Annotated in this window: 20 protein-coding genes and 1 riboswitch; of the genes, 11 read left to right on the top strand and 9 right to left on the bottom strand. The window is 68.0% G+C overall.

Annotated elements, in window-relative coordinates:
- The first annotated feature begins 81 nt into the window (after positions 1-81).
- A riboswitch (yybP-ykoY riboswitch) is annotated at positions 82-232 on the top strand.
- Between the two features lie 44 nt (positions 233-276).
- A complete protein-coding gene (locus AC07M9_RS02665; RefSeq protein ID WP_494881093.1) occupies positions 277-852 on the top strand; it encodes a TMEM165/GDT1 family protein in 576 nt (191 codons plus the stop codon).
- A gap of 43 nt (positions 853-895) precedes the next feature.
- On the opposite strand, the gene AC07M9_RS02660 is transcribed toward AC07M9_RS02665, so the two are convergent.
- The gene (locus AC07M9_RS02660) at positions 896-1,582 is read right to left on the bottom strand and encodes a response regulator transcription factor (RefSeq protein ID WP_494881091.1); all 687 of its coding nucleotides are present in this window, start codon (positions 1,580-1,582) and stop codon (positions 896-898) included.
- 201 nt (positions 1,583-1,783) lie between these two features.
- On the opposite strand from AC07M9_RS02660, the gene AC07M9_RS02655 reads away from it, so the two are divergent.
- The 4 genes from AC07M9_RS02655 (at position 1,784) to AC07M9_RS02640 (ending at position 6,994) form a co-directional block, all read left to right on the top strand.
- Positions 1,784-2,665, top strand: a complete 882-nt coding sequence (locus AC07M9_RS02655) for a UDP-2,3-diacylglucosamine diphosphatase (RefSeq protein WP_494881089.1) — start codon at positions 1,784-1,786, stop codon at positions 2,663-2,665.
- On the top strand, positions 2,662-3,732 hold the full coding sequence (locus tag AC07M9_RS02650) for a glycosyltransferase family 4 protein (RefSeq protein ID WP_494881087.1): 1,071 nt from the start codon (positions 2,662-2,664) through the stop codon (positions 3,730-3,732). Before AC07M9_RS02655 ends, AC07M9_RS02650 begins: the two co-directional genes overlap by 4 nt.
- Before the next feature lie 77 nt (positions 3,733-3,809).
- Entirely contained in the window at positions 3,810-5,705 is a 1,896-nt protein-coding gene (locus AC07M9_RS02645; protein WP_494881085.1) for an outer membrane protein assembly factor BamB family protein, read from the top strand.
- Positions 5,702-6,994, top strand: a complete 1,293-nt coding sequence (locus AC07M9_RS02640; protein ID WP_494881083.1) for a protein kinase family protein — start codon at positions 5,702-5,704, stop codon at positions 6,992-6,994. The genes AC07M9_RS02645 and AC07M9_RS02640 overlap by 4 nt, the downstream gene beginning before the upstream one ends.
- A gap of 64 nt (positions 6,995-7,058) precedes the next feature.
- On the opposite strand, the gene AC07M9_RS02635 is transcribed toward AC07M9_RS02640, so the two are convergent.
- The 7 genes from AC07M9_RS02635 to AC07M9_RS02605 form a co-directional block, all read right to left on the bottom strand.
- Positions 7,059-7,871 (bottom strand): IclR family transcriptional regulator, encoded by an 813-nt coding sequence (locus tag AC07M9_RS02635; protein ID WP_494881081.1) that lies wholly within the window; start codon positions 7,869-7,871, stop codon positions 7,059-7,061.
- Between the two features lie 204 nt (positions 7,872-8,075).
- Complete coding sequence (gene phoB / locus AC07M9_RS02630; RefSeq protein WP_494881080.1) at positions 8,076-8,762, bottom strand: phosphate regulon transcriptional regulator PhoB; 687 nt, start codon at positions 8,760-8,762, stop codon at positions 8,076-8,078.
- A complete protein-coding gene (gene phoU / locus AC07M9_RS02625) occupies positions 8,759-9,457 on the bottom strand; it encodes a phosphate signaling complex protein PhoU (RefSeq protein WP_404480269.1) in 699 nt (232 codons plus the stop codon). Before phoU ends, phoB begins: the two co-directional genes overlap by 4 nt.
- Positions 9,458-9,481: 24 nt before the next feature.
- Complete coding sequence (gene pstB, locus AC07M9_RS02620; RefSeq protein ID WP_494881077.1) at positions 9,482-10,243, bottom strand: phosphate ABC transporter ATP-binding protein PstB; 762 nt, start codon at positions 10,241-10,243, stop codon at positions 9,482-9,484.
- Positions 10,244-10,247: 4 nt separating this feature from the next.
- Positions 10,248-11,135 carry a phosphate ABC transporter permease PstA gene (pstA, locus tag AC07M9_RS02615; RefSeq protein WP_494881075.1) on the bottom strand — a complete coding sequence of 296 codons (888 nt, stop codon included), beginning with the start codon at positions 11,133-11,135 and terminating at the stop codon, positions 10,248-10,250.
- Positions 11,128-12,501: a phosphate ABC transporter permease subunit PstC gene (pstC, locus tag AC07M9_RS02610; protein ID WP_494881074.1), complete on the bottom strand. Its 1,374-nt coding sequence runs from the start codon at positions 12,499-12,501 to the stop codon at positions 11,128-11,130. The genes pstA and pstC overlap by 8 nt, the downstream gene beginning before the upstream one ends.
- A gap of 178 nt (positions 12,502-12,679) precedes the next feature.
- Positions 12,680-13,729 carry a substrate-binding domain-containing protein gene (locus tag AC07M9_RS02605; protein WP_494881072.1) on the bottom strand — a complete coding sequence of 350 codons (1,050 nt, stop codon included), beginning with the start codon at positions 13,727-13,729 and terminating at the stop codon, positions 12,680-12,682.
- Between the two features lie 467 nt (positions 13,730-14,196).
- Here AC07M9_RS02605 and AC07M9_RS02600 point away from each other — a divergent pair, with 467 nt between their 5' ends.
- Complete coding sequence (locus tag AC07M9_RS02600) at positions 14,197-15,618, top strand: OprO/OprP family phosphate-selective porin (protein ID WP_494881070.1); 1,422 nt, start codon at positions 14,197-14,199, stop codon at positions 15,616-15,618.
- Positions 15,619-15,789: 171 nt separating this feature from the next.
- Here AC07M9_RS02600 and AC07M9_RS02595 read toward each other — a convergent pair whose 3' ends face one another.
- On the bottom strand, positions 15,790-16,776 hold the full coding sequence (locus AC07M9_RS02595; protein ID WP_494881068.1) for a sensor histidine kinase: 987 nt from the start codon (positions 16,774-16,776) through the stop codon (positions 15,790-15,792).
- A gap of 336 nt (positions 16,777-17,112) precedes the next feature.
- Here AC07M9_RS02595 and zwf point away from each other — a divergent pair, with 336 nt between their 5' ends.
- From zwf to AC07M9_RS02570, 5 genes are all read left to right on the top strand, one after another.
- A complete protein-coding gene (gene zwf / locus AC07M9_RS02590; RefSeq protein ID WP_494881066.1) occupies positions 17,113-18,555 on the top strand; it encodes a glucose-6-phosphate dehydrogenase in 1,443 nt (480 codons plus the stop codon).
- 129 nt (positions 18,556-18,684) lie between these two features.
- A complete protein-coding gene (gene edd, locus AC07M9_RS02585; protein WP_494881065.1) occupies positions 18,685-20,514 on the top strand; it encodes a phosphogluconate dehydratase in 1,830 nt (609 codons plus the stop codon).
- 2 nt (positions 20,515-20,516) lie between these two features.
- A complete protein-coding gene (locus AC07M9_RS02580; RefSeq protein WP_494881064.1) occupies positions 20,517-21,491 on the top strand; it encodes a glucokinase in 975 nt (324 codons plus the stop codon).
- The gene (eda, locus tag AC07M9_RS02575; protein ID WP_494881063.1) at positions 21,491-22,117 is read left to right on the top strand and encodes a bifunctional 4-hydroxy-2-oxoglutarate aldolase/2-dehydro-3-deoxy-phosphogluconate aldolase; all 627 of its coding nucleotides are present in this window, start codon (positions 21,491-21,493) and stop codon (positions 22,115-22,117) included. Before AC07M9_RS02580 ends, eda begins: the two co-directional genes overlap by 1 nt.
- Complete coding sequence (locus AC07M9_RS02570; RefSeq protein ID WP_494881061.1) at positions 22,114-24,921, top strand: phosphoenolpyruvate carboxylase; 2,808 nt, start codon at positions 22,114-22,116, stop codon at positions 24,919-24,921. The genes eda and AC07M9_RS02570 overlap by 4 nt, the downstream gene beginning before the upstream one ends.
- Positions 24,922-24,965: the final 44 nt, after the last annotated feature.

The following is a 24,965-nucleotide window of genomic DNA, read 5'->3' as shown; positions in this document are numbered from 1 at the left end:
GCGAAAACTCGAACGGCCCGGTCGCAGCAATGCGGCCGGGCTTTTTTTGACCTTCCCAATCCGTCTGCCGGAGCGTAAGGGACTCGGGTCATCTGGGGAGTAGCCACCCGCCTCGAGCGGGACCTGCCGTCAACATACTTGGCCGAGAGGCCATGGCGCGCAGGAGGACGGGAGACCGTTCGGGCGAGACCAATGACGCTTGCGGTTCCGCTCGGCCGGGCGGGTTCCGTCTGCGTCGTTGCGTCCGCTTTTTCGCCCGGCCCCGGAGTACCTGCCTTGGAAGCCCTGCTCACCTCCACCGCCGTGGTCGCGCTTGCCGAGATCGGCGACAAGACCCAGCTTCTCGCCATCGTCCTCGCCACGCGCTTCAAGAAGCCCTGGCCGATCGTCGGCGGCATCTTCGTCGCCACGGTCGCCAACCACTTCCTTGCAGCCCTGGTGGGCGAGCAGGCGGCGGCGTTCCTCGACGGGCTGTGGTTCCGCTACCTCGTCGCCGCCAGCTTCATCGTGATGGCCGCCTGGACTCTCATCCCCGACAAGTTCGATGAGGACGAAGAGGCGAAGCCCAGCCGTTTCGGCCCGTTCCTCGCCACTGCCATCGCGTTCTTCATCGTCGAGATGGGCGACAAGACCCAGATCGCCACGATCGCGCTGGGTGCCCGCTTCCAGAGCGTGATCCCGGTGATGATGGGCACGACGATCGGCATGATGATCGCCAACGTGCCGGCGGTGTTCCTCGGCAATGCCCTCATCAAGCGGGTGCCGCTGAACGTGGTGCGCACCGTCGCGGCGCTGCTGTTCCTGGCGATCGGCCTGTGGCTGCTCGCGCAGACCTCCGGCTGGCTGGGATGATGCTGGGCCTCCCTGTCGCATCGGGCGACGGGGAGGATCATCCTCAGGCGGTATCGAAGACGTAGCCGAGCGAGCGTACCGTGCGCAGCGGATTGCCCGCCCCCACGCCCTTGAGCGCGCGGCGCAGGCGGCCGATCCACACGTCGACGGTGCGCTCGTCCACCGGCGGTTCCTGCTTGCCGAGCGCGGCGATCAGCTGGGTCCGGCTGAAGACCCGTCCCGGATGTTCGATGAAGTAGCGCAGCAACCGCAATTCGTTCGGCATGAGCGCAATCGGCTTGCCCTGCCAGCGCGCCTGGAACGCGGCGACATCGACCATCAGGTCGCCCTGCGTCACCATGCGGATGCCCGCGCTGTCCTGGTCGCCCAGGTTCGCGCCGAGCACGCGGTCGAGCAGCGCGTTGCGCGTCAGCGGACCCACGAGATAGTCGTCCGCGCCCATCCGCAGCGCGCGCTTGCGGTCTTCCTGGTTGTCTTCCTCGAGTACCATGGTGACGTGGGCATGCGCCGTCAGCGTGTCCGCGCGCAGGCGGCGGCACAGCTCCAGCCCCGACATCTCGGGGAGCACCCAGTCGATGAAGATCCAGAGCGCGCCCTCGATCAGCGGCAGCTCCGAAAAGTCCGTCCAGCGGTGCAGCGCCACGTCGAACTGGTCGTGCCGGAAAGGCGCGAGTGCGCCCGCCGCCCCGCCGGAAAGTTCGCTCGCCAGCAATATGTCGATCCGCCGCATCGCTGCCGTCTGCCCCTAAGTACGCGGGGGCTTTTGCATCCGAGTGTGACGGGTGAGTGACATATCGGTGACATGGCGGTGAAAGACCGGCGGCGTCCACCATTCGCCCCGCCCCATGTCATCGAACTGACCCGCAACCGTCACGCCCACGCAACGCCCTGATGGCAAAGGGAACCCAGCAGGCAGCCGGGGAGACCGACTATGCGCGATCACGTGGACACGCTTCTCGAACGCCAGACCGAACTGCGGGGCCGTATCCCCGCCTGGCTCGACATCCCCGAACCCAAGGGCTTCCGGCCCAAACGCAAATACCGCACGATCTGGATCTCGGACATCCACCTCGGCACGCGCGGCTGCAATGCCGGCATGCTGGTGGACTTCCTCAGTTCGGTCGAATGCGAGACGCTATACCTTGTTGGCGACATCGTCGACGGCTGGCGGCTGCGCAAGGGCTGGTACTGGCCCGACGCCCACAACGAAGTCGTGCGCCGCATCCTCAAGATGGCGCATCGCGGCACCCGCGTGATCTTCATCGCCGGCAACCACGACGAGATGCTGCGCGACTATGCGGGCCTCAGCTTCGGCGGCGTCGAACTGGCGCTGGAGGCGGTCCATACCACGCTCGACGGCCGCCGCCTGCTGGTCACCCACGGCGACGCCTTCGACGGCGTCGTGCTCTACGCGCGCTGGCTCGCGTTTCTGGGCGACAAGGCCTACGGGCTGCTGCTGCGCGCCAACATCGTCTTCAACGCCGTGCGCCGCCGGTTCCACCTGCCGTACTGGTCGCTCTCGGCCTACATGAAGAAGAAGGTCAAGAACGCCGTCCAGTACATCGGCAGCTACGAGGAAGCGGTCGCCAACGAGGCGATCAGCCGTGGCTTCGACGGCGTCGTCTGCGGCCACATCCACTGCGCCGAAATCCGCGAGTTCTCAGGCATCACCTACTACAACGACGGCGACTGGGTCGAAAGCTGCACCGCGCTCGCAGAAGACCTCACCGGCCACCTCGCGATCATCGACTGGATCGCCGAGACCGGCGGCCACACCGTCAAGCCCGAGGTCGCGGCGGAGGCATCAGCGTGAAGCTGGCGCTGGCGACCGACGCCTGGTTGCCGCAGGTCAACGGTGTGGTCCGTTCGCTGACCTCCACCGTCGAACAGCTGGTCCGGCGCGGCCACACGGTCGAGACAATCACGCCCGACCGCTTCCTGACCGTGCCGATGCCCGGCTACGCCTCGATCCGGCTGGCGATGGCGCCGCGCTTCGGCCTGCGCCGCATGCTCGACGACGCCGAACCCGACATCGTCCACATCGCCACCGAGGGCCCGATCGGCTGGGCCGCGCGCGGCTGGTGCCTGTCGCGCGGGGTGCCGTTTACCTCGGCGTTCCACACTCGCTTCCCCGAATACGCCGCCGTGCGCACCGGGCTGTCGGCCGAGTACTTCTGGCCGATCCTCCAGCGCTTCCACGCGCAGAGCCGCGCGGTGATGGTCTCCACCCGTACGCTCTCCGCTGAGCTGGAAGGCCGGGGCATCGGTCCGACGCGGGCCTGGAGCCGGGGCATCGACCACGCGCTGTTCCGTCCCGAGGGCACCCGCCATCCGCAGATGGCCGCCCTGCCCGGTCCGGTCCTGCTCAACGTCGGCCGCGTCGCGCCCGAAAAGAACCTCGACGCCTTCCTCTCCCTCGACGTCCCCGGCAGCAAGGTCGTGGTCGGCGACGGACCGGCGCTGGAGGCGCTGCGCCGCCGCTATCCCGACGTGCTGTTCCTCGGCGCGCTCTCGGGCGAGGAACTGGCCAGCGCCTACCGCGCCGCCGACTGCTTCGTGTTCCCCAGCCTGACCGACACCTTCGGCCTCGTCATCATCGAGGCGCTGGCCTGCGGCACGCCCGTGGCCGCCTTCCCGGTCACCGGCCCGATCGACATCCTGGGCCTCGACGGGCGCGGCGTCGACCACCGCGTCGGCTATCCGGCCGGGATGCTCGACACCTCGCTGGCGCGCGCCATCGAGAGCGCGCTGGACGCCGAGCGCACCGATGCAGCGGCACTGGGCAGCCTCTACTCGTGGGAGCGCGCGACCGACCAGTTCCTCGCCGCCATCGCCACCGCGCTGAGTGAAGACGACCGAGCGCTTCGCACCGCCGCCTGAGTTTACGCGCACGGCGATTTGCTGTTCCCTCCTTCGCACAAGAGTTCGCCGGACAGAACTCGCGAGAGGGAACGACCATGCATCGGAAGAAAGCGCCGCGCCCCGGCCCATGGACGGCTCTCGCTTTTTTGGCGCTGGCGGTCGCCTTCCTCCTTCCCGGTCATCCTTTGCGCGCGGCCGTAGAAAATACGCCCGGCGTGGCCCGCGCGCAGGAGAAATATCCCGCCGGCGCGCAGATCTACCGCCAGCACTGCGCGGCCTGCCACGATACCGGCGCGGCGCGCGCCCCGGCGCGGGTGATCCTCGCCTACATGACCCCCGACGCCATCGTCGCCGCGCTCACCACCGGGCCGATGCAGGCGCAGGGCGCCGCGCTCAGCACCGAGCAGAAGATCGAGGTCGCGCAGCACCTGTCCGGCCAGGCGCTCGGCGCGGCCCAGGCCAGCGCGCCCAGGCCGGCGCCCTGCGCCCCCGATCGCGCCCTGTTCGATCGCCGCCAGGTCCCCGCCTTCGCCGGCGCCGGTCTCGACCAGGCGGCGACCCATTCCGTGACCACCGCGCAGGCGGGCCTCGGCGAGCGCGAGGTCGGCAGGCTCAGGCTCAAGTGGGCCTTCGGCTTCCCCCTCGCCAACCGCGCCCGCTCGCAGCCGGCGCTCGGCGGCGGGGCGATCTTCGTGGGCAGCCACGGCGGCAGCGTCTACGCGCTCGACCGCAGCACCGGCTGCGTGCGCTGGAGCTATGCCGCGGCGTCAGAAGTGCGCACCGCCATCGTGCTTTCGCCCTGGCAGGCGGGCGACGTGAAAGCGGTACCGCTCGCCTTCTTCGGCGACTGGTCGGGCAATGCCTATGCGGTCGAGGCCTTCACCGGCAAGCTGGTCTGGAAGGTCCACGCCGACGCGCACCCCGCCGCCGTGATCACCGCCAGCCCCGCGCTTTACGGCGACACGCTCTACGTCCCCGTCTCCTCGCTGGAGGAAGCCTCGGCGGCGAACCCGGGATACGTGTGCTGCAGCTTCCGCGGCTCGATCCTCGCCCTCGACCCGCGCACCGGCCGCGAGAAGTGGCGCACCTGGCTGGTCGATGAGCCGAAGCCGTCCAAGGACAGCCGCACGCTCGGCCCCTCCGGCGTCCCCGTCTGGGCGGGCATCGCGGTGGACGAAAAGCGCGGCAACCTGATCGTCGCGACCGGCGACAACTACACCCGCCCCGCCACCGAACTGTCCGACGCGATCGTCGCGCTGGATCTGAAGACGGGCGCGATCCGCTGGCATTTCCAGGCGACCGAGGGCGATGCCTGGAACGTCGACTGCGTCACTGCGGACCCCGACAACTGCCCCGAGGACGCCGGGCCCGACTACGACTTCGGCGCGATCCCGGTGCTTGCGAACGGCAAGGACGGGCGCGACTACGTGCTCGCAGGGCAGAAATCAGGCGCGGTCTGGGCCGTCGATGCCGCGACCGGCAAGCTCGCCTGGCACCGCCAGGTCGGGCGTGGCGGCATGGCGGGCGGCATCCACTTCGGCATCGCGGCGGACGGCGGCCGCGCCTATGTTGCCATCAGCGACATGCCCGACGGAGTCGAGCGCCCTTTCCCCGCCGCGCCCGGCATCCATGCACTCGACATCGCCACCGGCAAGGACCTGTGGGTCGCCCCGCCGCCGGACAAGGTCTGCGGGGGTCGCCCGCTCTGCACCCCCGGCAACAGCGGCGCGATCACGGTGACACCCGACCTCGTGCTGGCGGGCAGCGACGACGGCTTCGTGCGCATCCACGACGCCGCGACCGGCAAGGTGCTGTGGCAGTTCGACACCGTGCAGGACTTCGCGTCCGTCAACGGCGTGGCCACACGCGGCGGCGCGATGAGCGGAGGCGCGGCGCCGATCGTCGAGGGCGGGCAGGTCATCGTCTCCTCGGGCTACGGCTTCGTCTCGAAGATGCCCGGCAACGCGCTGCTGATCTTCGAGCTCCAATGACGGCACCTGCAATGGGCGACGCCACCGGCGTGCTCATGCCCGCCACCGCCGAGGCGCTGCGCGATGATACGGCGCGGTTCTTGACACGGGCGATGCGCGCCTACGGCTCGCTATCGCCCGATAACGCGGTGGCTTCCATCGACCGACTGGAGGTCTTCTCGGGCGGCAATTCTGGCCAGAAGGCCCTAATCGACGTCACTTACGCCGGCAACGAACCCGCCCTGCCCCGCCGCCTCTTCGCGAAGTTCTCGCGCGATTTCGCCGACCCGTTCCGCGACCGTCGCCGCCACGAGCTCGAAGGCGAAGTGCACCTCGCCGCCCTCTCGCGGCTACCCGCCTTCCCGGTTGCCGTGCCCCGCCCGGTCTTCGCTGATTTCGAGGCGACCAGCGGTACCGGCATGCTCGTCACCGAGCGCATCGCCTTCGGCGAGGGCGCCATCGAGACGCTCCACGAAAAATGCCGCGACCATCTGCTGCCCGCACCGCTGGAGCACTACCGTGCGCTGGTTTCGGCACAGGCGCGGCTGACGGCAGCACAGCATCGCGGCGACCTTTCGCCGCAGTTGGAAGCCCTCTTCCCTTACGACCGCGCCGCCGCCGAAGCTGACCTGCCGATCGCGTATGACACAGGAGAGCTGCTCGCCAAGGTCGCGAGCCTGACCGCCTTCATCGCTGACCATCCACGGCTTTTCCCGGCCAGCGTCACCGACCCCACCTTCCCTGCCCGGCTGGAGCGCGAGGCGCTGGCGATCCTCGTCCGCGAGAGCGAGGTGCGCCGTTTCCTCCAGTCAGACCCGCGCCTCGTCGCGGTGTGCCACTGGAACGCCAATATCGACAACGCCTGGTTCTGGCGGACCGGCGAAGGGGTCCTGCACTGCGGGCTGCTCGACTGGGGCATGGTGCGTCCGATGAACGTCGCCACAGGGCTGTGGGGCGGGCTGTCGGCGGCGTCCACCGCGTTCCTCGATGCCGAGTTAGGCGGGCTCCTTGCCCACTACCGTACCGAGCTGGCGGCCTATGGCGGACCGCATGTCCCGGCCGAGGTGCTCGCCTGCCACTTCGATCTGTCGCTGGCGATCACCGGCCTCGCGCTGATGATGGACCTGCCCGCGCTGATTACCGCCAGAATGCCCGACATCGCCCACGCGACCGGCCCGCTCGACCCGCTACTGTCGCGGGACAAGGTGGTTGAAGGCTTCCTGCTGGTTACCACCAACTTCTTGAATTTGTGGGCGACGCGCCGTTTCGGGGAGTGCCTTGCGGAGATCGAGACGTCGCGCGCAGCGTGAGGGCGAACCATCGGCGGTCGTAGGACGCAACGGGAAGGCCCCACCCCTCGGCGGGCCCGCCGGGTCAGCGAAATCCCAGGCTGCGCGAGATCGCCGCCGCTTCATCGAGCACCAGTCCGGCCAGTTCGTCCAGCCGGTCCCGCGAGCGGGCGCTGGGAGCGGCGATCACCAGCGCGCCAACGACGCGGCCCGATGCGTCACGAATGACGCCGGCGGTGCCGGTCACGCCCTCGGCCGCCTGGTCCACCGTCTGTGCGTAACCGTCGATGCGGGCCTGCTCGATGGCCTGGGCCAGAGCGGCGGGATCGACCTCGGTGGTGCGCGCCATCCGCTGTGGCGCAACGCGCTTGAGATAGGCCTCTACCGCGGCGGTGGAGCAGGTGGAGAGCAGCGCCCGGCCCCCGGCAGTGGCGTAGAACGGACGGCGGTCCCCGATCGAGACCGAATACCGCACGACATTACGGCTCTCGATCAGATCGACGTAGGTTACCCAGTCGCCTTCGTGATCGCCCACGGCCAGCAGCACGGTCTCGCCGCTGCGATCGGAAAGGCGGCGCATGCCTTCGCGCACGAGGTCGGAGCTGTGCAGCCGGCGGCGTGCTTCGGTCAGCGCGCTGCCTAGCCCGAACGCCCCGGGACCGAGCCGCCAGGCGCCGTCAGTCGCCGTCACGAGGTCCTCGTCGGCCAGCCCGCGCAGCAATGCCGCAAGGCTGCTCTTGGGCGTGGCGAGGCGGCGGCTGAGATCGGCGAGCGAAACCGGCTCGTTGCTGGCACAGAGGGCTTCAAGCAGGCGGATGACGCGAGTGACCGACTGCGGCGAACCACCGCGGCGCTCCTCGCCCTTCTGCTCTTCCCCGTTCCGGTCTTCCGCGCTCAAGCCGCCCTCGCCCCAAGGCCGGGACGCATCGGCCCGGCGAAAGTCCTCGCATATGCGAGGAAGCGTCTCGCCGGAAGCCCGCGCGGCATCATCCGGGGAAATGCTCCACCGACGCTTCATCTTGCAGGTGGAAAATTGCGGAAGGTCGTGGGGGCGATGAGTGATTTCCATTCCCCCCAAGCACGCTCAGGGAGGGGAAAGAACTTATGCCACGTCCATCGCGTAGCCCGCCGCACGGACGGTGCGGATCGGGTCCGTGTCGCCGTCGCGGTTGATGGCCTTGCGCAGGCGGCGGATGTGGACATCGACGGTGCGCTCGTCGATGTCGGAGTCCATGCCCCAGACCCCGTCCAGGATCTGCTGGCGCGAGACGACGCGGTTGGGCCGCTCCATGAAGTAGCGCAGCAGGCGGAACTCGGTGGGGCCCAGGTGCAGTGCCTCGCCCGAGCGGCGGACGCGGTGGCTGGTGGCGTCGAGCTCGATGTCGCCCCACGAGAGCACGGTGCCCGAAAGCGACGGGCGCGAGCGGCGCAGCAGCGCCTCGATGCGCGCCATCAGTTCGCGCGGGGAAAACGGCTTGGTGACATAGTCGTCCGCGCCGGTTTTGAGGCCGCGGATCATGTCCTCCTCCTCGCCGCGCGCGGTGACCATGATGATCGGAATCGAGGCGGTTTCCTTGTCCTTGCGCAGCTGGCGGCAGACCTCGATGCCGGGTACCTGCTCGATCATCCAGTCGAGCACGATGGCGTCGGGCGCCTGCTCGCGGACCATGACCAGCGCTTCCTCGCCGTCCCCGGTGGAGCGCACGTCATAGCCTTCCGCGCTGAGGTTCCAGGTGAGCAGTTCGCACAAGGCGACATCGTCTTCGACGACCAGGACCGATGCCATCATGCGAGGGGTCCTGACGTGTCGTCGGTGAGGGAATCGCGCTCGGTGCAGTACTCGCCGGTGGCGGCGTAGTAGACCATTTCCGCCACGTTGGTGGCGTGGTCGCCGATGCGCTCGAGGTTGCGGGCGATGAACAGCAGCTGCGCCGCGCTGGTGATCGTCGCCGGGTTCTCCATCATGTGGGTCAGCAGCGAGCGGAACAGCGTGTTGTAGAACTGGTCCAGCTTCTGGTCGCGGCGGATCACCTCGACCGCCAGCGCGGCATCGCGCGAGCCGTAGGCGTTGAGGACGTCGCGGACCATGCTCTCGGCGATCTCCGCCATGGTCGGGACCAGCGTGACCGGCTCGATCTTGGTGCGGCCTTCGAGCGCGTTGACGCGCTTGGCGATGTTCTTGGCGTAGTCGCCGATGCGCTCGATGACGCCCGAGATCTTGAGCGCGGCGATGACGTCGCGCAGATCGTCGGCCATGGGAGCCCGAAGCGCAATCGTGCGCACCGCGAGCCGGTCCACTTCGGCTTCGAGCGCGTCTAGCCGGGCATCAGCGGCCACGACCTGCGCGGCGAGGACCTCGTCATGCTGGACGAGCGCGGTGATGGCGTCGCGGATCGCGACTTCGGCAAGCCCGCCCATCTCGGCGACGAGGCCGCGAAGCTGCCCGATCTCGGAGTCAAAGGCCTTGACGGTATGGTCGACCATGGCGTGTTCCTGTCAGAGCATCACTCAGCCGTAACGGCCGGTGATGTAGTCCTTGGTGCGCACTTCGCGCGGGTTGGTGAAGATCTGGTCGGTCTCGCCGTATTCGACGAGGCTACCGAGATGGAAGAAGGCGGTACGCTGGGAAACGCGCGCGGCCTGCTGCATCGAGTGGGTGACTATGACGATCGCGAAGCTTTCCTTCAGCTCGTCGATCAGTTCCTCGATGCGCGCGGTGGCGATCGGGTCGAGCGCGGAACACGGCTCGTCCATCAGGATGACTTCGGGGCTGACCGCGATGGCGCGGGCGATGCACAGGCGCTGCTGCTGGCCGCCCGAGAGCGCGGTGCCGGCGTCGGTCAGGCGGTCCTTGACCTCTTCCCAGAGGCCCGCCTTGGTCAGCGCCCGCTCGACGATGCCGTCCAGTTCGGACTTCGAAGTGCCGAGGCCGTGGATGCGCGGACCGTAGGCGACGTTCTCGAAGATCGACTTGGGGAACGGGTTGGGCTTCTGGAACACCATGCCCACCCGGGCGCGCAAGGCGACCGGGTCCATGTTGGCGGCATAGATATCCTCGCCGTCGAGCAGGATCTCGCCTGCCACGCGGGCGCCGGCGATGGTGTCGTTCATCCGGTTGAGGGTACGCAGGAACGTCGACTTGCCGCAGCCCGAGGGGCCGATGAAAGCGGTGACGAGGCCGTTGTCGATGTCGATGGAGACGTCGTTGATCGCCTTCTTCTGTCCGTAGAAGACGTCGACGTTGCGGGCTGTGAGCTTTGTTTCTGTCATGTCCCTACCAGCGGACTTCGAACTTGTTGCGAAGATAGATCGCAATACCATTCATCGCGAGCAGGAAGACCAGCAGCACGATGATGGCGGCGGAAGTGTTCTGGACGAAACCCTTGTCGATTTCGTCGGACCACAGGAAAATCTGCATCGGCAGCACGCTCGACGGCGACGTCAGGCCGTCGGGCGGGGTGGAGACGAAGGCGCGCATGCCGATCATCAGCAGCGGCGCGGTTTCGCCCAGGGCGCGGGCCATACCGATGATGGTGCCGGTCAGGATGCCCGGCAGCGCCAGCGGCAGGACGTGGTGGAAGGTCGTCTGCACCTTGCTCGCGCCGACCCCGTAGGCCGCCTCGCGGATCGAGGGGGGAACGGCCTTGATGGCGTTGCGCCCCGAGATCACGATCACCGGCATCGTCATCAGCGCCAGCGTCAACCCGCCGACCAGCGGCGAGGAGCGCGGCATGCCGAGCGTGTTGATGAACACCGCGAGGCCCAGCAGGCCGAAGATGATCGAAGGCACGGCGGCGAGGTTGTTGATCGAGACTTCGATCCATTCGATCCAGCGTTTGCGCGGCGCGAATTCCTCGAGGTAGATCGCCGCCAGCACGCCCATCGGGAAGCTCAGCAGCAGCGTGATCGCCATCGTCAGGAGCGAACCCTTGGTCGCGCCCCAGACGCCGGCGACGGTCGCGTCGGTGGAGTCCGAACCCGACAGGAAGCTCCAGTCGAGGCCGGCCACGCCGTTCTTGAGCATGATGACCAGCAGCAGCGCCAGGAAGGAGAGGCTGAGCACGATGGCGCCCAGGCCGACCGCCTTGAAGCGGCGTTCGGCGGCATGTCGCTTCGCAAGGCGCTTGCGGGCCTCGGGCGAATTCCAGGTGAGGTTACTCATAGGCTTCGCGGAACCGCTTCACGACGCGCAGGGCGACGATGTTGAGGATGAGAGTGACGACGAAGAGCACCAGCCCGAGCGCGAAGGCCGACAGCGTCTTGGGGCTGTTGAACTCCTGGTCGCCTGTCAGCATCTGGACGATCTGGTAGGTGACGGTCGTCATCGAGGCGAAGGGGTTGGCGGAAAGGTTGGCGGCGGCGCCCGCGGCCATGACGACAATCATGGTCTCGCCGATGGCCCGGCTGATCGCCAGCATCACGCCCGCGACGATGCCCGGCAGTGCGGCGGGCAGCAGCACCTTCTTGATCGTCTCCGACCGGGTCGAGCCCAGAGCAAGGCTGCCGTCGCTCATGGCGCGCGGCACGGCGGCGAGCGCGTCGTCGGCCATCGAGGAGACGAACGGGATGATCATCACGCCCATGACGAGGCCGGCGGCCAGCGCGCTCTCGGTCGACGGGTTCTGCATGCCGATCGAGGCGGCGAAGTCGCGGATCAGCGGCGCCACGGTCAGCGCGGCGAAATAGCCGTAGACCACCGTGGGGATGCCTGCGAGGATCTCGAGCATCGGTTTCAGCCACTTGCGCGCGGCGGGGGCGGCGTACTGGGTGAGGTACACCGCGCTCATCAGGCCGAGCGGAATGGCGACGATCATAGCGATGATCGCGCCGATGTAGATCGTGCCCCAGAACAGCGGCACCGCGCCGAAGTTGTTTGAGATGTTCGCGCCCGACGTGCTCGCCGGCGACCAGTGGGTGCCGGTGAGGAAGGCGATCGGCGAGACGTCCTTGAAGAACAGTCCGGCCTCGAACACCAGCGAGCCGACGATGCCGAAGGTGGTGAGGACCGCCATAAGCGAGGCGGCCAGCAGCAGCGCCAGAACCGCGCGCTCGACCTGGGTGCGGGCGCGGAAGTTGGGGCGGATGCGGGTGAAGCCGTAGGCGCCGCCGGCGAAGGCGACGATCAGGATGATGAGCCCGCCGATCAGCCCGAAGCGGGTCTGCGCGGCACGGATCGGCTCGACCAGCGCCTGTGCTTCGGGATTGAAGGCGGTGGCGGACGGATCGTTCGCGAGGTTGTGGGCCTCGGCAACGATCGCGCCCAGCGTCATCGGATCGGTCGGCAGCGTCGCCGCGACCGGGTTGGCGAAGACCGCGCCCTCGATCAGTCCGGGCATGATGAGCGACCACACGCCCCACGCGACCAGCGCGGGAACGAGGATCCACAGGGCCATGTGCCAGCCGTGGTAGGCGGGCATCGAATGCATCGACCCCCGCCCCTTGTACAGCAGCCGGGCCCGGCCCCGCGCGGCGAACCAGCCGACCAGGCCCAGGCCGAAGACGGCCAGGAGAACTCCCGTAAGTATCATGACTGGCCCATCGGCCCTTTCGTAACGTTCGACCGTTTCGCCGCATCACCAATCCCGTCGCCCCCGCGAAGGCGGGGGTCCCGCTTCCTTGCGCCCTCGAAGGAGCAAGCGGGGTCCCCGCCTGCGCGGGGACGACGGAAGAAGAGTGGACGAGAGTAAACGGTCACCAAAATCGAGCTTACTTCAGGCCCGCCGGATCGAGCGGGGTCATCTTGGCGGCGATGTCCGCGTTTTTCGCACGCACGTCCTGCGGCGCGATGACCATGCCCTTCTTCTGGAGCAGGCCGTCGGTGCCCCACGCCTTCACCCACTCCGCGACGTAGCCCTGGAGACTCTTGATCGGCGCGAGGTGCTGCTTCTTGACGTAGATGTAGAGCGGACGGGCACCCGGGTAGGTGTAGTCCGAAATCGTCTGGTAGGTGGGCGCGATGCCCGACATCGGGATGCCCTTGAGGCTGTCGGGGTTTTCTTCGAGGAACGAGTAGCCGAAGATGCCGATGGCCTTGGGGTTCTGCGAGATCTTCTGGACGATCAGGTTGTCGTTCTCGCCGGCATCGACGTAGGGACCGTCCTCACGGATGTCGTGGCAGGTCGCCTCGTACTTGTCCTTGTCGGTGTCCTTGAGCGCCTTGGTCGCCGCATCGGTCTTGCAGCCGGCCTCGAGGATCAGCTCCTTTAGCGCGTCGCGCGTGCCCGAGGTCGAAGGCGGGCCGTAGACGAGGATCGGCTCGTTCGGGAGCGAAGGATTGACGTCCTTCCAGGTCTTGGCGGTGTTGGGCTTGCCGAACGGGTTGGCGGCGAGTGCCTTGTAGATATCGGCGGGCGTCAGGCCGAAGCCGGGACCGGTCTTCGATTCGGCGAAGGCGATGCCGTCGATGCCGACCTGGATTTCGACGATCTCCTTGACGCCGTTCTTCTGGCATTCCTCGAACTCGGACTTCTTGATCCGGCGCGAGGCGTTCTCGATGTCGGGATGCTGGGCGCCGACGCCGGCGCAGAACAGCTTCATGCCCGCGCCCGTGCCGGTCGCCTCGATCACCGGCGACTTGGCGCCGCTGGCCTTGGCGTAGGCTTCGGCGACGGTGGTCGCGAAGGGATAGACGGTGGAGGAGCCGACACCGCGCACGAAGTCGCGCGCACCGCCGCCGGAGCCGCCGCCCGAGGAACCGCAGGCGCTGAGCGCAAGGACGGAAACGGCAGCAAAGATGATGGTCGTGGTCGAACGCATTTTGGATACCCCTTGGGCTCTACTGTGGGATGCCCCTATTGGGCTTCGATGACACTTCCATGACGAAGAAGTGACATCGACCTGCCGGGTCCCGTTTTTATTCGGGAACGGGAGGTCACCGGCGAAACCCCTGTCCCATGGGCCGGTGTTCGATACCGCCCCGTCGATACATGCGTCGTGGCACCGGTCTAGGAGCCGGCACCGATGATGGCAAGCATGAGCGGCCTTAGCCCCCGTGCATGACAGTTGGGCTCCGCGCAGAAAATTATTTCCAGTGCATTGCCCGCCCCGTTCTGTTCAGTATCCCGCAAAATACTCGCTTTGGCGCAGTGCAGACCGGACCGGCACGAATGTGCCACATCCGCAAGGTAGGAGGTGGGTATGGCATTGTCCCTGAAGTGTCATTTAATCGTCACGTTGAAGTCATAGCAGCCGCTCCAAGACCGGACCTCTTGCGAAAGACACCGATGCCCATTCGCTCCCTTCTCCTCGGTGCCACTGCCATGACGGGCATGGCGTTCGCCCCAACCGCATCCGCCCAGGCGGTCGACGCCCAGCAGGCCGAGGCCATGCGCGCCGAAATCCGGGAGCTTCGCGCACGGCTCGAATCGCTGGAGAGCCGGCTGGATGCAGCCCCTGCCGGCCAGCCGGCCGCCTCGCCCGCCTCGCCGTCCGTGGACGGGCCGGCCGCAGCTCCCGCCCTCGCCGTCTCGGCGGAGACCAAGAAACCGGCCGACGGAGCCCAGATCAAGTGGAAGGGCTCGCCCCAGATCGTCGAGGGCGACAAGGCCTTCAAGGTGAAGGGCCGTATCCAGGCCGACGCCGCCTATGTCTCCGCGCCAAAGGGCCTGAATGACCAGGGCCTCGGCTTCGGCAGCGAGATGCGCCGCATCCGCCTCGGCGGCGAAGGCGCGTTCAACAGCCACTTCTCCTACAAGCTGGAACTGGAACTGTCGGACAACGCAGTCGACCTGGTCGACACGTTCGTGACCTTCAAGGACGGTCCCTGGCAGCTGCAGCTCGGCAACCAGAACGCCTTCTGGTCTCTGGACGAACTGACCGGCGACACCAGCGGCAGCGTGATGGAGCGCGCCGCCTTCACCGATGCCTTCGCCTTCGAGCGCCGGCTCGGCATCGGCGCGCAGTACGCCAAGGGCCCGCTGATCGCGCAACTGGGCATCTTCACCGACGACATCACCGCACTCGCCAACGCCAGCGACGGGGTCAACGGCGGCGACGAGAACAACAGCTACAGCGTCGATGGTAGGCTCGTATACGCGCCCAAGTTCGGCGACGTACAGCTCCACCTGGGCGCCTCGGGCCACTGGCGCCGCCTCGGGCGGCTCGCCGATGCTAGCACCCGCTATCGCCAGCGCCCTTTCGTTCACACCACGAATACCCGCCTGATCGGCACGCCCGCGATGAACGTCGAGGACGAAACGATGTATGGGGTGGAACTGGCCGCAATCTCGGGGCGCTGGCATGGCGCGGCGGAATACTACACCCTCGACGCCGACCGGGTCGGCCTGTCGTCGGTGGCGTTCCACGGGGCCTACGGCGAGGTCGGCTACTTCCTCACCGAGGGCGATACGCGCGGCTACAAGGGTGGCATCTTCACCACCGAGGCCCCCGCGCATCCGCTGGGCCACGACGGGATCGGGTCGATCCAGGTGAACCTGCGCTACGACTGGCTGGACCTCAACGACCGCGACATCCGCGGCGGCACCCAGAATGGGTACATCGTCGGCCTGATCTGGTCGCCGATCCAGTATTTCCGCTTCAACGTGAACTATGCACTGATGCAGTACACCGGCGCCACCGCAACGGCTTCGGGCGACCGCAACTACGACGCTAACGTCGTCGCGACGCGCTTCGAATTCGATTTCTGAGGGGGACGGCCTGGAACGTGCGCGTCCCGGGCTGATGCGATTTCGTCATTCCCTCGAAGGCAGGGATGACGGGCAAAGTAAGAATGACGGTACTTAGGGCGATGGAGGTACAGCAGTCGCGCGGTCTTCCCAGCCTTCCCCGGTCGGGCCGGGGACGACGTCAGACGACAGTCACTCCCCCCGCAGCGGCAGCATGAGCGAAGCCGTGGTACCCGCCCCCGGCCGGCTTTCGATGTCGAAGCGGCCGCGGTGGCGCTCGACGATGTGCTTGACGATCGAGAGCCCGAGGCCGGTGCCGCCTGCCGCACGGCTGCGGCTGGTGTCGGCGCGGTAGAAGCGCTCGGTCACGCGCGGCAGGTGCTCGGGCGAGATGCCCTCGCCCTCGTCGCGTACACTGACCAGGGCCCAGCCGGTGTTCGCCGCCTCGACCGAGACTTCGACCGGGCCATCGGCCTTGGCGTACTTGCGCGAGTTGTCGACGAGGTTGCGCAGCACCTGCGACATTTGGCCCCGGTCCCCCGCGATCACCGCCTCGGCGCAGTTGGCGCGCACCGTGACCGACGCCCCCCCCCGGAACTCGCCCGCGACCTCATGGGCGAGCGCGACCATGTCGATGCTTTCGGAAGGGGCCTCGTGCTTCACCGCCTCGATGCGCGACAGTGACATGAGGTCCGAAATCAGTGCCTGCATGCGCTGCGCCTCGTGACGGATGGTGCCGAGGAAGCGGCCGCGCAGGGCCTCGTCGCCGCCCGCCTTGGGGTTCATCAGCGTCTCGCAGTAGCCGATCACGTTGGCGAGCGGGGTGCGCAGCTCGTGGCTGGCGTTGGCGACGAAATCGGCGTGCGACTTGGCGACGCTGACGCGCTCGGACAGGTCGTAGAGGCTGACGATGCGTTCGGCAGGGCCGATCACCCGGCAGTCGACCTCCCACACCGACCCCCCGGTGGAGAGCCCCTTCACTTTCGCCGAGCCGCCGTTCTCACTGAGGATCGCGGCGACCGCGCGCGGATCGCGGATGGCGATGCGCACGTCCTGCCCGACGATATGCGCGCCGAGCAGGGCCTTTGCCGCCGTATTGGCGAACCGCACCTGTCCGCGCGACACCATCATCGCCGGAGTCTGGAGGTGTTCGAGGAGGTGGACGCCCTCGATGGTCATGCTTGGTCAGCTCCCATTGCCGGTGCTCCATGCATGGGAACGGCGGCGTTATCCAGCGCGCGTGACATGGTTCGACTACAGTCTTGTTGCAACATTCGTATTCAGACACCCTGTAAATGACATTTCCATGGCTGTTCGGCAGGCAGCGCCTTTGGAAAACGTGCCGGCGCAGCCCATGCGGCCTAGCGCCCACTGGAAGCCCTTGCTATGCTGCACCTGCGTGGCCATGCGTCGAAGAACGGACGTAGGCCTGTGCAGCGCCCTGCAAGGGGCAAACCATAAGATGGTACATCACGGAAGCGAGGAGGAGCGCGGCCGTTCGGTGGAAAGGTATCCGTGACGCAATTCACTTCCGATCGCCTGCTCCTCTTCGGTGCCACAGGCGATCTCTCCCGCAGGATGTTGCTCCCCTCGCTTTGCGCGCTCGACGCGGAAGGCTTGCTGGACCCACGCATCCAGATCATCGGCACCGCCCGGTCCGACATGGACGACCAGGGCTTCCGCAACTTCGCACGCGAATCGCTGGAGCAGTTCCTCCCCGCCACGCGGCGCGGCGGCATGGCGCAGTTCCTCAACCGGCTGACCTACCAGCCGCTCGACGCCAACGACATCGACCATTTCCAGGCCCTCGCCGAGAAGGTCGGGACGCCGCAGGAAGGCCTGTCGATCTTCCTGTCGACCGCGCCCAGCCTGTTCGAGGCCACCATCCACGGCCTCGAAAAGAGCGGGCTGGCGGGTGAGAAGGTGCGGATCGGCCTCGAAAAGCCGCTCGGCATCGACCTCGCCTCGAGCAAGGTCATCAACAATGCCGTCGCCCACGCCTTCCCCGAGGACCGGATCTACCGGATCGACCATTACCTCGGCAAGGAAACGGTCCAGAACCTGCTGGCGCTGCGCTTCGCCAACCTGATGTTCGAGCCGCTGTGGAACGCGGCGCACATCGACCACGTCCAGATCACCGTGGCCGAGACCGTGGGTCTCGAATCGCGCGTCGCCTATTACGACGACTCCGGCGCACTGCGCGACATGGTGCAGAACCACATGCTCCAGCTCCTCGCGCTCGTGGCGATGGAGCCGCCGGTGTCCTACGACGCCACCAATGTGCGCGACGAAAAGGTCAAGGTCCTGCGGTCCCTGCGCAAGGTCCTGCCCGCGCAGACCGTCACCGGCCAGTACCGTGCAGGCGCGATCGGCGGCCAGGCCGTCCCCGGCTACGACGAGGAACTCGGCAAGGATTCCGGCACCGAGACATTCGTCGCGATCAAGGCGCATATCGACAACTGGCGCTGGCAGGGCGTGCCCTTCTACCTGCGCACCGGCAAGCGCCTGCCCAAGCGCACGACCGAGATCGTCGTCCAGTTCCGCGACGTGCCGCACTCGATCTTCACCGGCCGCGGCGCCAAGACGGTACCGAACCGGCTCGTCATCGGCATCCAGCCCGAAGAGAACATCACGCTCTCGCTCATGGCCAAGGTGCCGGGGCTCGACCGCAACGGCTTCGGCCTGCGCTCGGTGCCGCTCGCCATCACCATGCCCGACGCCTTTGCCGACCGGCAGCGCCGCATCGCGTATGAACGCCTGCTGCTCGACCTCATCGAAGGCGACCAGACGCTGTTCGTCCGCCGCGACGAAGTGGAGGCCCAGTGGGACTGGATCGATGCGATCCGTGCCGGCTGGGAGGAACAGGGACAGGAGCCGAAGACTTACACTTCCGGAAGCTGGGGACCGTCCGCCGCCATCGCGCTCGCCGAGCGTGACGGCGTCACCTGGCACGAATGAAGCCCTCCGGGACTTCTGCTTTCGCCTGAAGCTGTTGATTGAGAACGGCCGTCCGGTATCGCGCCTGCGCAGGCAAGGGTGCGGCATGATCACCGGGCTGGTCGCCATAAAAGACCAGGAGTCAAACCCATGAGCAACCTCAACCCGCCCCGGCTCAATCCGGTGGTCGAGCGCGTGACCCAGCGGGTCATCGAGCGCTCCCGCCCGAGCCGCCAGCGCTACCTCGATCTCGTCGCCTTCGAGGCCGACCGCCATTCCGACCGCAGCTTCCTGTCCTGCTCCAACCTCGCGCACGGCTTCGCCGCCTCGGGCGAGGACAAGGCCACGATCGCGGCGGGCAAGTCGATCAACCTCGGCATCGTCACCGCCTACAATGACATGCTCAGCGCCCATCAGCCCTATGGCCGCTATCCCGACCAGATGAAGCTCTACGCCCGTGAACTCGGCGCAACGGCGCAGGTCGCAGGCGGCGTGCCCGCCATGTGCGACGGCGTGACGCAGGGCTTCGACGGCATGGAGCTGTCGCTGTTCAGCCGCGACGCCATCGCCCTCTCTACCGCCGTCGCGCTCAGCCACGCGATGTTCGACGGCATGGCGCTGCTCGGCATCTGCGACAAGATCGTCCCCGGCCTCGTGATGGGCACGCTGCGTTTCGGGCACCTGCCCGCCGTGTTCGTGCCGTCGGGACCGATGCCCAGCGGCATCTCGAACAAGCAGAAGCAGCAGGTCCGCCAGCTCTACGCCGAGGGCAAGGCCGGGCGCGAGGAACTGCTCGAAAGCGAGAGCGCCAGCTACCACGCGCCGGGCACCTGCACCTTCTACGGCACCGCCAATTCCAACCAGATGATGATGGAGATGATGGGGCTGCACATTCCGGGCTCAGCCTTCGTGCCGCCCAACACTTCGCTGCGCCAGGCACTGACCCGCGCCGCCACCCACCGCCTCGCCGCGATCACCCGCAAGGGTGACGACTACCGCCCGATGGCGCATGTCGTCGACGAGAAGGCGATCATCAACGCCATTGCCGGCCTGCTGGCGACCGGCGGATCGACCAACCACGCGATCCACCTGCCCGCCATGGCGCGCGCGGCGGGCATCCTGATCGACTGGGAGGACTTCGACGAACTCTCCTCCGTCGTCCCCCTCATCACCCGCGTCTACCCCAATGGTTCGGGCGATGTGAACCACTTCCACCACGCAGGCGGCATGGCCTGGGTGGTGCGCGAACTGCTCGGCTCCGGCCTTGCCCATGCCGACATCCTGACGATCTCGGAGGGCGGCATGGATGCCTATGCCTCCGAGCCGGTGCTGGTGGACGACACCCTCGCCTGGACCCCGGCCCCCGCCAAGAGCGGCGACGACGCCATGCTCCGCACCGTCGCGGAGCCGTTCCTGCCCGACGGCGGCATGCGTCTCGTCGAGGGCAACCTCGGTCGCGGCACTTTCAAGACCAGCGCCGTGGACTCGCAGCGCTGGACCATCGAGGCCCCCTGCCGCGTGTTCGACACCCAGGAAGGCGTCAGCCAAGCGTTCAAGGCGGGCGAGCTGGACCGCGACGTCGTCGTCGTCGTTCGCTTCCAGGGCCCGCGTGCCAACGGAATGCCGGAATTGCACAAGCTGACCCCGCCGCTCGGCGTCCTGCAGGACAAGGGCTTCAAGGTGGCGCTCGTCACCGACGGGCGCATGTCGGGCGCCTCGGGCAAGGTTCCGGCGGCGATCCACGTCACTCCCGAGGCGCTGGGCGGCGGTCCGCTCGCCCACCTGCGCGACGGCGACATCGTGCGCCTCTGCGCCGAGAACGGCACCCTCTCGACCACCGCCGACCTCGCGAGCCGCGAAGCCGCGCCCACCCCAGTCGCACCAATGGGCATGGGCCGCGAACTGTTCGCGATGTTCCGCATGAACGCGGGCGGCGCCGAACAGGGCGGCTCCTCGATGCTGGAGCTGGCGGGGCTGTGAGCGTGACCGACCTCGTCGCCGTCGACATCGGCGGCACCCACGCCCGCTTCGCACTCGCCTCGATCGCAGAGGACGGCGCGATCATCCTGGGCGAGCCGGCCACGCTCCACACCAAGGACCACGGCAGCTTCCAGCTTGCCTGGCAGGCGTTCCGCGACATGAACGGCGGCACCCTGCCCGATGCCGTCGCCATGTCGGTCGCGGGGCCGGTCGGCGGCGAGGTCATCAAGTTCACCAACAACCCCTGGATCCTGCGCCCCGCGCGGATCGAGGAGATGCTGGGACCCAGACGCCAGACCATCGTCAACGACTTCGCCGCCGTCGCCCACGCCGTCGCGCGGGCCGACGCCAGCGAGTTCCTGCACCTCGCGGGGCCGCAGGACGCGCCCTTGCCCGAAGTCGGCGCGATCAGTGTGCTCGGCCCGGGCACCGGCCTCGGCGTCGCGTATCTCCTGCGCGATGGGACGACCTATCACGTCCAGGCGACCGAGGGTGGCCACATCGATTATGCCCCGCTCGACCTGATCGAGGACGCCATTCTTGCCCGCCTGAGGAAGCGCCATAACCGAGTCTCGGTGGAGCGCGTGGTGTCGGGCCCCGCCATCGTCGACATCTACCACGCCCTCGCCGCGATGGAGGGCAAGGCGGTGCTCGAAAAGAGCGACGTCGATATCTGGACCTACGGCACTTCGGGCGAGGACAGCATCGCCGAAGCCGCCGTGGACCGCTTCTGTCTTGCGCTCGGCGCGGCGGCGGGTGACTATGCGCTGGCGCATGGCGCCGGCGGCGTCGTCATCGCGGGAGGGCTGGGCTACCGGATCCGCGACACCATCCTCAAGTCCGGCTTCGCCGAGCGTTTCACCGCCAAGGGCCGCTTCGCCGGCATGATGGCGAAGCTGCCGGTCAAGCTCATCACCCATCCGCAGCCCGGCCTGTTCGGCGCGGCGGCCGCCTTCGCAAGGGAGCACCTCCAGTAATGACGACCCTCTCCGCCGCCGTCGAAAAGGTCATGCGTCTCGCACCCGTCATCCCGGTGCTGGTGATCGAGGATATCGAGCACGCCCTGCCGATCGCCGAGGCGCTCGTCGCCGGCGGGTTGCCCGCGCTCGAAGTGACGCTGCGCACCGAATGCGCGATCGAGGCGATCAAGGTGATGAAGCAGGTCCCCGGCGCCATGGTCGGCGCGGGCACCGTGCTCACCCCGGACGACCTTGCCCGCTCGATCGACGCAGGCGCCGAGTTCATCGTCTCGCCCGGCCTCACCCCCACGCTGGGCCAGGCTGCGCTCGACACCGGCATCCCGTTCCTGCCCGGCACCGCCAATGCCAGCGACGTGATGCTGGCGCTGGAGATGGGCTTCGACCGGTTGAAGTTCTTCCCCGCCATGGCCGCCGGCGGCCCGCCCGCGCTGAAGGCGATCTCCGCCCCGCTGCTCGCCGCGCGGTTCTGTCCCACCGGCGGCGTCACCCCCGAGAACGCGGCCGAGTGGCTCGCCCTCGACGCGGTGCTCTGCGTCGGTGGCAGCTGGATGGTCCCCAAGGGCAAGCCCGACCCGGCGAAGATCGAGGTGGCCGCGCGCCTGGCGGCGGGTCTCGGCCGGTGAGCGCGGGGTCGGCACAGGCTCTCGGCACCGTCGACGCGCTCGACGCCCGCCTGCGGGAACTCCACAAGCTCACCGCCCAGACCCCGCTGTTCAACCCCGTGTTCCAGCTCGGCCTTGAACTGTCGCGGCTGCTGGAGACAGGCGAGATGAGCCTCGACCACATCGAGGCGCTCGTCGCCGAGATGGACTGCGAGGGCCTGCGCGCCCGCGCCGCCCGTCTCGACCGCGTCCTCGAGACCGTGCCGATCGAAGACAACGACGCCCTGCTCGACGAAGCTGCGGCCAACACTGCCGCCGACGACGACTTCAGCGCCTTCGCGGTGCGCTGGCAGCGGCCAGCAGCCCACGTCGTGTTCACCGCACACCCCACCTTCCTCCTCACCGCCGACCAGACCGAGGCGGTTACCTCTTCCGCCTCGCGCGGCGATTTCAGCGAGGCGTCCGTCTGCGTGGCCTCGCCGGCGCGCGACACCATCACGCTCGACTACGAGCACGACGCCGCGATGGCCGCAATCGCGCGCGGCCAGAAGGCGCGCGACCGCATCGTCGGGCGCCTGCTCGACCTTGCCGCTGCCCGCTGGCCCAAGCGCTGGAAGGGCCTGTCGCCCATGCCGGTGCGCTTCGCTCACTGGGTCGGCTACGACATGGACGGGCGCACCGACATCTCGTGGTCCACATCGATCCGTTACCGGCTGGAGGAAAAGGCCCAGCGCCTCGCCGCCTACGCGCAGAGCCTCGAAAAGGTCGCGCCCGAAATTGCGGCGCAGCTCAGCCGCGCCCACGCCCACACCGCTGAAGTGGCGGGCGCCTTCAAGCAGGACCTCACAGACCCCGAGGCCCTGTCCGCCGCCGCCAACGGCCTCACTGCCGAGCATCCCGACAAGCTCGTCAGCCTCGAAAGCGTCATCACCCGGCTCGAGGAAGACGCCCGCCACGCCGACCAGGACCAGGCCCGCGCGCTGCTGGTCGTCGCCGCCGCGATGCGCGCGGACGGCCTCGGCATGGGCTGGATCCATTTCCGCGTGAACGCCTCGCAGCTCCAGAACGCGATCCGCCGCCGCCTCGACCCCGACGGCAAGCTCAGCCTCGCCAGCCAGGCGGCGCTGGTGCGGATGCGCGAGCTGCTCGCCGAAGTGAAGCCACTGCGCTCCAACTTCGCGGCGCTGGCGATCGAGAATTCCACCGCCGTGCGCCAGTTCCTCGCGATGGCGCAGATTCTCGGCCACATCGACGCTGATTCGCCCATTCGCATGCTGGTGGCCGAGTGCGAGGAGCCGACCACCGTCCTTGCCGCGCTCTACTTCGCCCGCATGTTCGGGATCGACGACAAGGTCGACGTCTCGCCGCTGTTCGAAACCGAGAACGCGCTGGAACACGGCGGCCGGTTCCTCGACGCCGTGCTCGCCGAGCCAGCCTACCGCGACTACGCCCGCAAACGCGGCCGCGTTGCGATCCAGACGGGCTTCTCGGACGCCGGCCGCTTCGTCGGCCAGGTCCCCGCCGCGCTGGCGATCGAGCGCCTGCAGGGCCGGCTTGCCGAAGCCATGGCCGCGAACGGCCTGTCCGACGTGTCCGCGCTGGTGTTCAATACCGGCGGCGAATCGATGGGGCGCGGCTGCCACCCCTCCTCCATCGACGACCGCTTCGACTGGCAGATGTCTCCGTGGGCCCGCCGCCGCTTCCTGCGCGCCGCGATCCGGCTGGAGCCCGAAGTGTCGTTCCAGGGCGGCGATGGCTACCTCTGGTTCGGCTCCGACGAACTGGCGCTCGCCACTCTGACCCGCATGATGGAACGCCCGCTCTGGGCCGCCAACGTCAACGCGCCGACCGACCCGTTCTACCGCCGCACCGACCTCAGCCTCGACTTCTATCGCGCGATCCGGGGCGTCCAGCACGACCACCTCGAATCGACGACCTACAGCCGCGCGATCACTGCCTTCGGGCTCGGCCTGCTCAACGACACCGGCAGCCGCAAGGCGCGCCGCCAGTCCGACCTCGCCTCGGACCGGACGATGAGCCTGCGCCAGATCCGCGCCATCCCGCACAACGCGATCCTGCAGCAGCTGGGCTATCCGGTGAACGTGATCGCTGGCATCGGCACCGCGGCGGACGGCAACCGCGAGGAGATCGCCGGGCTCCTGCGCGAATCCGCGCGCGGGCGGCAGATCGTCCGGCTGGCGCGCGCCGCCAACGCGCTCGCCTCGATCAAGACGGTCTCGGCCTACGGCGAGCTGTTCAACTCGGCCTACTGGGCCAGCCGCCCCTATCGCGGCGACGAACAGCACATCGCCGACGCCTGCCTGAAGCTCGCGGAATACCTCACCAAGGACGACCGTACCGGCGTCTACCGCCGCCTCGCCTCGCGCCTTCGGGTCGATGCCCTCAAGTTGCACCGCCTGCTCGAACTGATCCCGGACGAGGCCCCGCTAAAGGACCGCGAGCATACCCGCCGCAGCCTCGGCGTGCTCCAGAGCCTGCGCATCGCGCTGTTCCAGCACATGTTCCTGCGCGCGGTGATGGTGCCGCAGTTCAGCCGCGCCAACGACATCAGCCGCGACGACGTGCTGGAGATGTTCTTCACCTTGCGCGTCGAGGATGGCCTCGCCCAGCTGCGCCGCGCCTTTCCCATCCATTTCCCTTCGATCGGCGACTTCGCGGTGGACGAGCCGAGCGACTACCCCGACTCCAGCGCAACTGGCTACGCGGGCATCCACAAGGACTACATCGACCCGATCGCGCGGTCCTATGCGCTGTCCCTGAGGATCACCACGGCGCTGGCGAACGAGTTCGGCGCCCACGGTTGATGCGAATCCTCCCTGTCGCGGCGCGACGGGGAGGATCTCTGGCG

The organism is Novosphingobium sp. GW821-FHT09E05, assembly GCF_059416165.1.
The sequence above is the reverse complement of the archived record's forward strand: the minus strand, read 5'-3'. Positions and strand labels throughout refer to the sequence as shown.

Bases quoted from the DNA above. Each gene is read 5' to 3' on its own strand.
- AC07M9_RS02660 (WP_494881091.1), bottom strand. From the start codon at position 1,582: ATGCGGCGGATCGACATATTGCTGGCGAGCGAACTTTCCGGCGGGGCG.
- AC07M9_RS02655 (WP_494881089.1), top strand. From the start codon at position 1,784: ATGCGCGATCACGTGGACACGCTTCTCGAACGCCAGACCGAACTGCGG.
- AC07M9_RS02645 (WP_494881085.1), top strand. From the start codon at position 3,810: ATGCATCGGAAGAAAGCGCCGCGCCCCGGCCCATGGACGGCTCTCGCT.
- AC07M9_RS02640 (WP_494881083.1), top strand. From the start codon at position 5,702: ATGACGGCACCTGCAATGGGCGACGCCACCGGCGTGCTCATGCCCGCC.
- phoB (WP_494881080.1), bottom strand. From the start codon at position 8,762: ATGATGGCATCGGTCCTGGTCGTCGAAGACGATGTCGCCTTGTGCGAA.
- phoU (WP_404480269.1), bottom strand. From the start codon at position 9,457: ATGGTCGACCATACCGTCAAGGCCTTTGACTCCGAGATCGGGCAGCTT.
- pstB (WP_494881077.1), bottom strand. From the start codon at position 10,243: ATGACAGAAACAAAGCTCACAGCCCGCAACGTCGACGTCTTCTACGGA.
- pstA (WP_494881075.1), bottom strand. From the start codon at position 11,135: ATGAGTAACCTCACCTGGAATTCGCCCGAGGCCCGCAAGCGCCTTGCG.
- pstC (WP_494881074.1), bottom strand. From the start codon at position 12,501: ATGATACTTACGGGAGTTCTCCTGGCCGTCTTCGGCCTGGGCCTGGTC.
- AC07M9_RS02605 (WP_494881072.1), bottom strand. From the start codon at position 13,729: ATGCGTTCGACCACGACCATCATCTTTGCTGCCGTTTCCGTCCTTGCG.
- AC07M9_RS02600 (WP_494881070.1), top strand. From the start codon at position 14,197: ATGCCCATTCGCTCCCTTCTCCTCGGTGCCACTGCCATGACGGGCATG.
- AC07M9_RS02595 (WP_494881068.1), bottom strand. From the start codon at position 16,776: ATGACCATCGAGGGCGTCCACCTCCTCGAACACCTCCAGACTCCGGCG.
- edd (WP_494881065.1), top strand. From the start codon at position 18,685: ATGAGCAACCTCAACCCGCCCCGGCTCAATCCGGTGGTCGAGCGCGTG.
- eda (WP_494881063.1), top strand. From the start codon at position 21,491: ATGACGACCCTCTCCGCCGCCGTCGAAAAGGTCATGCGTCTCGCACCC.